Origin of the sequence: Vibrio sp. 10N.222.52.C3, assembly GCF_041474195.1 — a bacterium.
GTDB classification, from domain to species: Bacteria; Pseudomonadota; Gammaproteobacteria; order Enterobacterales; family Vibrionaceae; genus Vibrio; species Vibrio crassostreae_C.
Map to the genome: position 1 here is coordinate 1 of NZ_JBFRTQ010000089.1, position 10,000 is coordinate 10,000.

At 45.6% G+C, this 10,000-nt stretch carries 8 protein-coding genes; 3 read left to right on the forward strand and 5 right to left on the reverse strand.

Annotated elements, in window-relative coordinates:
* On the forward strand, positions 1 to 1,727 hold a 1,727-nt coding region (locus tag AB4517_RS14640), incomplete at its 5' end, for a sodium:solute symporter family transporter (protein ID WP_372148524.1).
* A gap of 155 nt (positions 1,728 to 1,882) precedes the next feature.
* On the opposite strand, the gene AB4517_RS14645 is transcribed toward AB4517_RS14640, so the two are convergent.
* The gene (locus AB4517_RS14645; RefSeq protein WP_372148527.1) at positions 1,883 to 2,656 is read right to left on the reverse strand and encodes a PTS sugar transporter subunit IIA; all 774 of its coding nucleotides are present in this window, start codon (positions 2,654 to 2,656) and stop codon (positions 1,883 to 1,885) included.
* 7 nt (positions 2,657 to 2,663) lie between these two features.
* Positions 2,664 to 2,966, reverse strand: coding sequence for a PTS fructose transporter subunit IIB (locus AB4517_RS14650; protein ID WP_004732927.1), 303 nt, complete (start codon positions 2,964 to 2,966; stop codon positions 2,664 to 2,666).
* A 328-nt stretch (positions 2,967 to 3,294) separates the two neighbouring features.
* Here AB4517_RS14650 and AB4517_RS14655 point away from each other — a divergent pair, with 328 nt between their 5' ends.
* The gene (locus AB4517_RS14655) at positions 3,295 to 5,160 is read left to right on the forward strand and encodes a fructose-specific PTS transporter subunit EIIC (protein WP_372148525.1); all 1,866 of its coding nucleotides are present in this window, start codon (positions 3,295 to 3,297) and stop codon (positions 5,158 to 5,160) included.
* 125 nt (positions 5,161 to 5,285) lie between these two features.
* Here the strand turns inward: AB4517_RS14655 and AB4517_RS14660 are convergent, their stop codons facing one another.
* Positions 5,286 to 5,870, reverse strand: a complete 585-nt coding sequence (locus tag AB4517_RS14660) for a TetR/AcrR family transcriptional regulator (RefSeq protein WP_017064940.1) — start codon at positions 5,868 to 5,870, stop codon at positions 5,286 to 5,288.
* Positions 5,871 to 6,009: 139 nt separating this feature from the next.
* Complete coding sequence (locus tag AB4517_RS14665; protein WP_017061661.1) at positions 6,010 to 6,183, reverse strand: hypothetical protein; 174 nt, start codon at positions 6,181 to 6,183, stop codon at positions 6,010 to 6,012.
* Positions 6,184 to 6,678: 495 nt separating this feature from the next.
* On the opposite strand from AB4517_RS14665, the gene AB4517_RS14670 reads away from it, so the two are divergent.
* A complete protein-coding gene (locus tag AB4517_RS14670) occupies positions 6,679 to 8,658 on the forward strand; it encodes a methyl-accepting chemotaxis protein (protein WP_372148526.1) in 1,980 nt (659 codons plus the stop codon).
* A gap of 121 nt (positions 8,659 to 8,779) precedes the next feature.
* Here the strand turns inward: AB4517_RS14670 and AB4517_RS14675 are convergent, their stop codons facing one another.
* A complete protein-coding gene (locus tag AB4517_RS14675) occupies positions 8,780 to 9,943 on the reverse strand; it encodes an amino acid permease (RefSeq protein ID WP_017061663.1) in 1,164 nt (387 codons plus the stop codon).
* Between the last annotated feature and the right edge of the window lie 57 nt (positions 9,944 to 10,000).

Sequence of the window (10,000 nt, forward strand, 5' to 3'; positions counted from 1 at the left end):
TAGGTTGGATGTTTAGAACGTTCACCAGTACAACCAGTGATTATTTCCGCGGGGGCGGTAACATGCTTTGGTGGATGGTTGGCGCGACTGCGTTTATGACACAGTTCAGTGCTTGGACCTTCACTGGCGCAGCGGGTAAAGCGTATGCCGATGGTATGGCTGTCGCGGTTATCTTCTTAGCGAACGCATTTGGTTACCTGATGAACTACCTGTACTTCGCTCCGAAATTCCGTCAACTGCGTGTGGTAACGCCAATTGACGCGATTCGTATGCGTTTTGGTAGCTTCAACGAACAAGTATTTACTTGGTCTGGCATGCCGAACAGTATTGTTTCTGCAGGTATCTGGCTGAACGGTTTGGCGATCATCGCATCGGGCATCTTTGGCTTCGACATGACGACAACCATCGTTCTGACTGGTCTTGTTGTACTTGTTATGTCGGTGACAGGCGGCTCTTGGGCGGTTATTGCGTCTGACTTCATGCAGATGGTTATTATCATGGCGGTAACCGTAACGTGTGCTGCAGTGGCTATCGTACAAGGTGGTGGCGTTACTGAAATCATCAACGATTTCCCTGTAGCAGAAGGCGCATCATTCGTTTCTGGTAACAATCTGAACTACGTAAGCATCTTCGGAATTTGGGCATTCTTCATCTTCTTCAAACAGTTCAGTATCACCAACAACATGTTGAACTCTTACCGTTACCTAGCGGCAAAAGACTCAAAGAACGCGAAGAAAGCGGCACTGTTGGCATGTATTCTGATGACCATCGGTCCAATCATTTGGTTCATGCCACCTTGGTTCGTTGCAGGACAAGGCGTTGACCTTGCAGCACATTACCCAGACGCAGGCTCTAAAGCAGGCGACTTCGCTTACCTTTACTTCGTAGAGCAATACATGCCAGCGGGTATGGTGGGGCTTCTAATCGCAGCGATGTTTGCGGCAACTATGTCTTCTATGGACTCAGGCTTAAACCGTAACTCTGGTATCTTTGTAATCAACTTCTATCAACCGATTCTTCGTCCAAACGCGACAGAGAAAGAGCTGATGATTGTGTCTAAGTTGATGTCTACCTTCTTCGGTCTAGCTATCATCCTTATCGCGCTGTTTATCAATTCGCTAAAAGGCTTGAGCTTGTTCGACACCATGATGTACGTGGGTGCACTTATTGGCTTCCCAATGACCATTCCAGCATTCTGTGGCTTCTTCCTTAAGAAGACTCCGGACTGGGCAGGTTGGGGTACGCTAGTGGTCGGTGCGATTGTGTCTTACATCGTTGGTTTCGTGATTACCGCTGAAATGCTACAAAACTTGTTCAACCTAGAGCCTCTAACAGGCCGCGAATGGTCTGACTTGAAAGTTGCAGTAGGTCTGATTGCGCACCTAGTGTTTACTGGCGGCTTCTTTGTTCTTTCGACATTGTTCTACAAACCACTAGAAGCGTCTCGTCAGAAAGATGTTGATACCTTCTTCAACAACCTTGCGACACCATTGGTTTCTGAATCAACAGCACAGAAGAAACTGGACAACAAACAACGTCACATGCTGGGCTCACTGATCGCAGTGTCTGGTGTGGCAGTGATGGCGATGTTTGCTCTACCGAACCCATTCTGGGGAAGAATGATGTTCGTACTGTGTGGCGGTATCGTATTCGTAGTTGGTTTGCTGTTGGTGAAAGCTGTAGACGACTCGGTTGAGGATGCGAAACAAGCGAAAAAAACAGCTTAAGTTAGCTAACCAGTTAAACAAGTAATTAAACATAAAACGGCTGAGCTCTAATGCTCAGCCGTTTTTTATTGTATGAGAAAATGAGCTTATAACGATTGGATAGGTGTCACAACAGGGGATTAATGGATGCTTTGAGTTTGACCAGAAGAGATGAATTAGATAAGGCGTGACGAGATGTACATCAACAAGGCTTGTAGGTCGACACTGCTTCGAGTCTTTTGCAGACGTTCATTGACCTGATCGTGAAGCAGGTTTCGAGTTAGGTTGGTCGCCGCGACAATGTGCTCACGCTGTGGCTTGGTTGGCAGAACAAGAGCAATGGCCACATGCACTTCGCCGATACGTGATGCCCAGTCAATTGGGTCGTCACTGACGATAACCGCAATCGAGAGATCTTGAGTCGATTCAAACATCACATGCGGCAGTGCGATACCTGGTGACACGCAGGTTGAAGAGCGTTCCTCCCGCTTAATAAATGCCAGAATCAGTTCATCTGGATCTTCTGGATAAACAAGGTGAGCGAGCCCTTTTAAGCACTCAAATTTGGTCAGTTGGGCTTGCGCCTTAGCGTGGTGCCATTTGATGTCACAAGGCGGGCATATTTGTGGCATTCGCTGGATTAAATCTTTAGAGAATTCATGGTTCACTTGTGAGCCAACCATGTCGTAATGCTCAGCAATTACATCTTTGAGAACGAAACAGGCCAGCTCCGCATCAATCCCAACCGCGGTTATCTGACACAAATCACCACGAAGTAAACCTACTTGCAGCATCGCAACGGATTTGGAGAGATCAGCCGTTCGATTTTGAGTGATGTTGATAATGCGGATGTTGCTTTTGAACTTCTTCGCTAATCGAGTAAGGGGCTGCGCGACATGTGAGTTCGCGGAAGGATCGTTAACGAAGAAGGTGATCTGGTATTCGTTCATGAAAAGTTTAAGTTCGACAATGCTTAATAAAGACTTTATCGACACTCAACAACACCTCTTCCATGGGAATGAATACGGTTTTAGCTGGGTCGAACCGGCTTGGTTGTTCGATGTCGATATCAGAGACGATTAATACTTTGTCTGCGAGAGTAATATCTTGGGCGGTCAGTAAGTTTTCAATACCCATAGCGCCTTGCGTCTCAACCTTGATTGAAACGTTGAACTTAGGGGCTGTTTTATTTAAAGCATCAGCTGCCATATAAGTATGCGCAATGCCTGTAGGGCACGCAGTTACCGCTACAATTCTCATTATTATTCTCGGCTTAATCTCGTCCCTGTTACGTTACATAAGCTACCTTTCAGAAGCTACCTTGGAAAAGCTATCTTGCATGGGAACTTCAGTATGGAAAGCTCGCATGACAGAGGGACGATATTGTTATGGGTTCTGTGGATTTTATGGATTGGCGTTTTTTATTCCAAGGTGAAAGTCACACTCTGAGTTCTTGGTTACAATAATCCAGTTAATGCACCTTTCGTCCTATATATTGAGTGCCTTCACACCGTTAATCTTTTCATCTTATTAACCTTATCACTTACGTAATTACTTCAGTCTGAAATCAGGCGAGGCAGAGCAGCATATGGATATCACCAACATTATCGAGCCCGAAATCATCTGCTTAGATTTACAAGCAGACTCAAAACAGGCGGTATTTGAAGAGCTTGTTGAACTGCTAGACCGTGCCGGTAAGCTCTCCAATAAACGTGAATTCCTTGATGATATCTGGAAGCGTGAAGCCATCGGTAATACAGGTTTTGACGATGGTATTGCGATTCCACACGCGAAAAGTACTGCCGTAGCTAAACCTGCTGTGGCGGTAGGTATCAGCCGTTCTGGCATCGATTATGGCGCAGACGGCGGCGAGCTGTCGGATGTGTTCTTTATGCTCGCTTCTCCCGATAACCACGACGACCACCATATCGAGGTACTAGCTCAGATTTCGACCAGACTCATCGAAGATGGCTTTGTTACAAAATTAAAGGCGGTGGAGTCGGTCGAGGAAGCTCAAGAGCTGTTTCTCGAAGCCAATTTTGAACCTTTCGATAGTTACGCCTCTAGCCATCATGAAGTGTATGTCGAGCCACTCAGCCCTTGGGCACAATCTCTTAATCGCCTTAAAGAACACTTGTTATACGGCACCTCACACATGATTCCTTTCGTGGTTGCAGGTGGTGTGCTTTTGTCTTTGTCGGTGATGATGTCGGGTCATGGTGCAGTACCTGAAAGCGGTGTGTTAGCAGATATCGCACAGATGGGCATCGCGGGGTTAACCCTGTTTACAGCGGTGCTCGGTGGTTACATCGCGTATTCAATGGCCGACAAACCGGGTTTAGCGCCCGGTATGATTGGTTCTTGGGTTGCGGTGAATCAATACAATACCGGCTTTCTCGGTGCAATTGTGGTCGGTTTCTTCGCTGGTTTTGTGGTGAATCTACTTAAGAAGATCAAACTGCCAGACAGCATGATCTCGCTGAGCTCTATCTTCATCTATCCATTAGTCGGCACCTTCGTGACCTGTGGTGCGGTGATGTGGGTGATTGGCTCACCGATTGCCCAAGTGATGCTAGAGATGAACCAAATGCTGACTGGCATGGCAGGCTCAGGAAAAGTGGTATTGGGCAGTATTTTAGGTGCAATGACGGCCTTTGATATGGGCGGCCCGATCAATAAAGTAGCAACGCTGTTTGCCCAAACGCAGGTGAATACTCAGCCTTGGTTGATGGGTGGCGTTGGCATTGCGATTTGTACGCCGCCACTGGGTATGGCTTTGGCGACTTTCCTTTCACCGAAGAAGTTCAAGCGAGACGAACGTGAAGCAGGCAAAGCCGCAGGTATCATGGGTATGATCGGTATCAGTGAAGGTGCGATTCCTTTTGCTGCCGCCGACCCTGCGCGAGTGCTGCCTGCTGTGGTTGCTGGTGGCATTGTCGGTAATGTGGTTGGTTTTATGTTCCATGTGGTAAACCATGCACCATGGGGCGGTTGGATTGTTCTGCCTGTGGTTGATGGCAAACTTGGCTACATTATTGGTACACTTGCGGGGGCGCTAACCACGGCATTCATCGTGATACTGCTTAAAAAGAATGTGGTAGAAGGTGACGAACTTTCTTATCAGTCTGCAGGTGGTTCGGTAACAGAAGAAGGGCAAGCGGATGTGTTGGCGATCACTTCGTGCCCGTCTGGTGTTGCTCATACTTTCTTGGCGGCTAAGTCTTTAGAAAAGGCGGCGCATCATCTTGGGGTTCGGATTAAAGTCGAAACCCAAGGTGCCAACGGAATAGGTAATCGCATTACCCAGAAAGACATTGAAAGGGCGAGGTTGGTGATCTTTGCTCACGATGTGGCGATTAAAGAAGTTGAACGCTTTGCGAACGTGAAAACCTTGGATGTCAGTACTAAGGAAGCAATGCTTAATGCTCAGGCGTTGATCATGAGAAAGGTGTAACTCTTTAAACCGCAAAGTTTATCATCTATAAAGTTAACTAGATCAAAACTAAAAAGACTCCGCTCAGACCTGTTAAGGCGAAAGTGGAGTCTTTTTGTATTGTGCCCAATCAGTCAGGTCAAACGCTAAAAAGGGTGGTACTTAAATACGTCTTCAACCATTGAGTTGAGTAAATCGATATCGTCACAGGTTTTGGCGTAGGTACGCAGGCCTGCGATTTGAACCTGAACATGACGAGCAAGCTGAGTCGGTTCACGCTCTTTGCTTATCTCACCCAATTCTTGTGATTCTGCGATCAGCTTAGCGAACTCACCTTCCATGATTTTGAGTGATTTCTTTGCTTCTTCTAATAATTCGGCGTGTTCATCAGTCAGTTCTGCTACCGTTTTTGCCAGCATACACATGCCATTTGGCGAACTTTGTTTTGATTCGACCACAGCACGTTTGACGAAGCTTTCGAGCGCTTTGATTGGAGAGTCTGTTTCACTGCGGAAGCGGTTCAGATTCAGGATGCCAAGTTCGGTATAGCGAGCAAGCGTCTCTTTAAACAAACCTTCTTTGCTGCCGAACGTCGCGTAGATGCTGCCCGGACGCATATCAATCACGTCTTGCAGGTTGCGCATAGAAGTCGCATGAAAGCCCTTTTCCCAATACAGGTTCGTTGCTTTATCTACTACGTCTTGTCTATCGAACTTAGCGGTCTTAGCCATAACATCTACTTCATTAATCTGAACATATGTTCAATATTTTATGCTGAACGCCCGTTCTAGTAAAGGTGTGTTTAGCTGCTTTGCGCAGGCTTAGAACATCAAAGAGTTAATAAAACATCCAGATCATCAGGAAATAATCTTAATCATCAATAACTTCTACGGTCTTGTGCTGAGCGCCGTAGTAGGTGCCTTCATCGATGGTGTACATCAATGTTGCTTCGCACTCTGGACAATCGAATTCCTCATTGGGTTCAATAGCCGCTTCTTCTACCCATTCCCAACCGATATGTTCTTCGCAAGCGGGACAATCCATACAATATCTCTCAGTTGTTGTCGCATATTTATTGCGAATCTCTACTTTGATAATTCGGCATTATACATATTTAGTTAACGAGGAATAGACAGTTAATCAGCGCAGAATAGGGAGTTGATTAGTTGTGAATCAATCGCTGGTGAGAGTTGAATCTATAGTTAGTTCTGAATATATCGTTTTCTCTGAGCACATAATTGGTGCAGGCCTAACCCTTTTGGGTAGTTAAAGTGTGTCAGATTTCAGTCACTTACGTCAATAAAATGTTGTCGCATGTGTTTTGGGTATCGTTAGGTCGCTTAGCTAACAGTTTTATCGGTAAATCAATGAATTTTGTAAGGTTAAATGTTACCTTCATCGCATCGCGATCTGTGTGGCACGGTAATTGATGCACATTGATCAAGTTGAATAATTATACAGTCACAATTGAGGCGCATCTTATTAAGGGTGTGCGAGTTAGATGACTGAAAAGATTTGTTAGCTGCTAGGGAAATGATAATGAAATTAACCGATATGTCTTTTAAGCAAAAAATCATCGCTTTGCTTATTTTACCGATCTTGGGATTTCTATGGCTTAGCGTTTCTGCGATTTCAAAAGGCGTAGAAACCACCAGTGAATTGTCTTCATTAAACCAACTTACCCGTTTGTCGGTTGTGTACAGTGAACTTGTGCATGAGTTACAAAAAGAGCGTGGAATGACGGCTGGGTTTATCGGCTCACAGGGCACTAAGTTTGTCAGTGAACTACGTGCACAAAGAGCCAGTGCAGATAATAGACGTAATCTGAAAACTGAATACTGGCAATCTGCTGAAATCGATTTACCGCAGATCACTCGGCTGAACACTGAAATAAGCCAAAGCCTAAATCAAATTACTTCTATTCGAAATCGAGTGGATTCTCAATCGATTCCTCTGTCTGAAGCTTTGGGTTACTACACCAAACTGAATGCAAAGCTGCTGAGCGTATCGGCGTTAATTGCTGAGCTTAGCTCTGATGCTGCCATCACCACTGAAACCATCGCTTACTACAACTTTTTACAAGGTAAAGAGCGAGCGGGTATCGAGCGTGCTGTCCTAAATAATACCTTCTCTAAAAATGAATTTGGCCCAGGCATGTTGGTTAAATTCATCTCTTTGGTGACTGAGCAAAATACCTATTTCTCAAACTTTGAGGTATTGAGTAACCCAGCTAACGTTCGTTTCTTTGAACAGCAATTGAATGATCGTTCGGTGGCAGAAGTAGAAAAGCTTCGTGGTTTGGCTGAATCTAAGATGAGCGGTTTTGATGTTGATCCTGTGTACTGGTTCTCGCAATCTACCGCTCGTATTGTTCAGCTAAAGAAAACAGAAAACCGCCTAGCAGAGTCGCTTATCGCACTGACAGAGAAAAAAATGTCAGAGGCGCAGTCTGCGATGATGATGAGTATTGGTCTGTTTGCTTTGATAACCTTGTTCGCGACCTTCGTGAGCTATAAGGCGATCAGCGACCTGACGATGAGAGTAAAAGATCTTACAGTGATGTTGTCTAAGGTTCGTAATGACAACGACTTAACAGTTCGCGCTAAGTTCGTTGGCAACAGCGAGCTTGGACAGATCTCTTCGGCACTCAACGAAACGCTAGAGAAGTTTTCAAACGTTATCGACAACCTGTCTCAGTCGAGTCTGACCTTAGCTTCAGCTGCTGAAGAAACTTCGCAAACCTGTCACTACAATTCGAACACGCTGGTTCAACAACAAGACCAAATTGGTTTAGTTGCAACGGCCACAGAAGAGCTATCAGCTACGGTGAACGAAGTCGCGGCGAAAACACAGCAAACAGCAAGCTCCGCTAAAATGGTCGATGAGCAGTCACAAGAAGGTTTGAGTACAGTTCAGGATTCTTACCACTCTATCGAAAAGCTGGCATCTGAAATTAATGATCTAGCGGAAAAGATCACGCACTTACACGAGAGCAGTAATAACATCAACAGTGTGATTGATGTGATTAAGTCCGTCGCTGAACAGACTAACTTGTTAGCATTGAACGCGGCAATTGAAGCGGCAAGAGCGGGTGAGCAAGGTCGTGGATTTGCGGTAGTGGCTGATGAAGTTCGCACGTTAGCACAGCGTACTCAGCAGTCGACAGCTGAAATTGAAGGTTTCATCAGCTCGTTACAGTCTGATGTGCAAACCGCGTTTAATGTGATTGATAACAGTCAGAAGATGTCGTCTAAAGCGGTTGAGGATTCAAAAGAGGTGGAACACACCTTACAAGGTATCTCAGCATCGGTGAGCGAGATCTTTAGCATGACTGAGCAGATCGCAACCGCTACCGAAGAGCAAGCGGTAGTGACTCAAGATATTGCTCAAAACGTCATGGCGGTAGAGCAGAAGTCGACAGAATCTACGACAGGTGCAACGCAAATAGCTGCAACAGCCAAAGAACAAGCTCAGTTAGCAGCTTCATTGAAAGATATTGCGAGTACGTTTAAGAGCTAACTAGCAAGCACTCCAATAAGAAGTAAAATGCCCGTTAGTCTCTACTTTTAATAGCAGGACTAACGGGCTATTTGTATCTGCTGTCTTCTAAATGGCAACAGATAGTCCATTCAATGGGAATCTACCCCATAAACCAAGACACGAAAATCAACGCACCAAAACCAAATGTCGCCATTAATGCCGTGTCGCCACCGGCTGCTGTGTAGCTGCCTTCGGTTTGTAGGTGAGGGAAGTCAGGTCTGCGAACCTTAACTACCATTGCGAGTGGGCCCCAGATAGCTAGGAACACCAGGACCATGCCTGCATAGTCCAGCATGCTTACAAACTGGCTAGCGAACAGCTCAGCTAATACCAAAGGTAAGATGAAGGTTAGCGCATAAGCCAACGCTTTGTTGTTGGTCACCGCATCTTTGTTTTGGTCGTAAAGCGCCATCGACACGCCGAGGAAAGAAGTCACCAAGGCCAGAGCAGAGAACAGAGCGATCACCACTTTCAACCAAGCAGATTGGCCGCTGAACGCAGAGATCAACTCAGAGATATTGTGGAACTGGCTTATCGCGTCTGTGCCAAGGTTGCCGATAATCGCGAATAACCAAGTTAGGTAGCAAATTAATGGAATCACTGAGCCTAGCAGAATCATATTGCGGATCTGCTTTTGAGTTGCTTCACGGTTGTAGATAACCAGTGACGGGATCACCACCATAGAGGCAAAGCTAGTAAAGATAACTGCGCTGTATTGCACCACGTCGTTGGCCGTGTATTGGCTGGTTTGAGTTAGGTAATCAAGGCGAATGTTGCTAAATAATGACGCGATAACGATAAACAGCATCACGACCATCAAGATGAATAGCCCGCGATTCAGTTTGTCGATATAAGACTTGCCCGAGACGACGATAGCACCCATCAATAGGCTGAAAATGGTATACGCAACGGATGCTGATACATCGACACCAACGTCGAGCAGTAGCTTATGAATGATGTCACCGACACCCAAGATATAAGCGATCAACATGCATACTAGCAACAGGTAAAAGAGTGCATTGATAAAGTGTTTACCTTTGCTGCCCAGAGTGAGGTAAGCAACACTGCTCATGCCACTGTTGTCTTTAGTTTTAGTGCATGCTTCTGCCAGGAGGAGTGCAGAGTATGTGGTGCCGATAAAGATAAGTAGCATCAGCACTGAGCTGATCATGAAGCCAAATTGGGCCAACACCATGGGAATAGCGAGCATGCCAGCCCCTAATGCAGTTCCTGACAGAATCAAAGAACTGCCGAATAATTTCATATTCAAGAAAAACAACCTCAAGCGATCCAATTAAATTTTGTTTGGATTGTAAATAAT

Bases quoted from the DNA above. Each gene is read 5' to 3' on its own strand.
- AB4517_RS14645 (WP_372148527.1), bottom strand. From the start codon at position 2,656: ATGAACGAATACCAGATCACCTTCTTCGTTAACGATCCTTCCGCGAAC.
- AB4517_RS14650 (WP_004732927.1), bottom strand. From the start codon at position 2,966: ATGAGAATTGTAGCGGTAACTGCGTGCCCTACAGGCATTGCGCATACT.
- AB4517_RS14655 (WP_372148525.1), top strand. From the start codon at position 3,295: ATGGATATCACCAACATTATCGAGCCCGAAATCATCTGCTTAGATTTA.
- AB4517_RS14660 (WP_017064940.1), bottom strand. From the start codon at position 5,870: ATGGCTAAGACCGCTAAGTTCGATAGACAAGACGTAGTAGATAAAGCA.
- AB4517_RS14665 (WP_017061661.1), bottom strand. From the start codon at position 6,183: ATGGATTGTCCCGCTTGCGAAGAACATATCGGTTGGGAATGGGTAGAA.
- AB4517_RS14670 (WP_372148526.1), top strand. From the start codon at position 6,679: ATGAAATTAACCGATATGTCTTTTAAGCAAAAAATCATCGCTTTGCTT.
- AB4517_RS14675 (WP_017061663.1), bottom strand. From the start codon at position 9,943: ATGAAATTATTCGGCAGTTCTTTGATTCTGTCAGGAACTGCATTAGGG.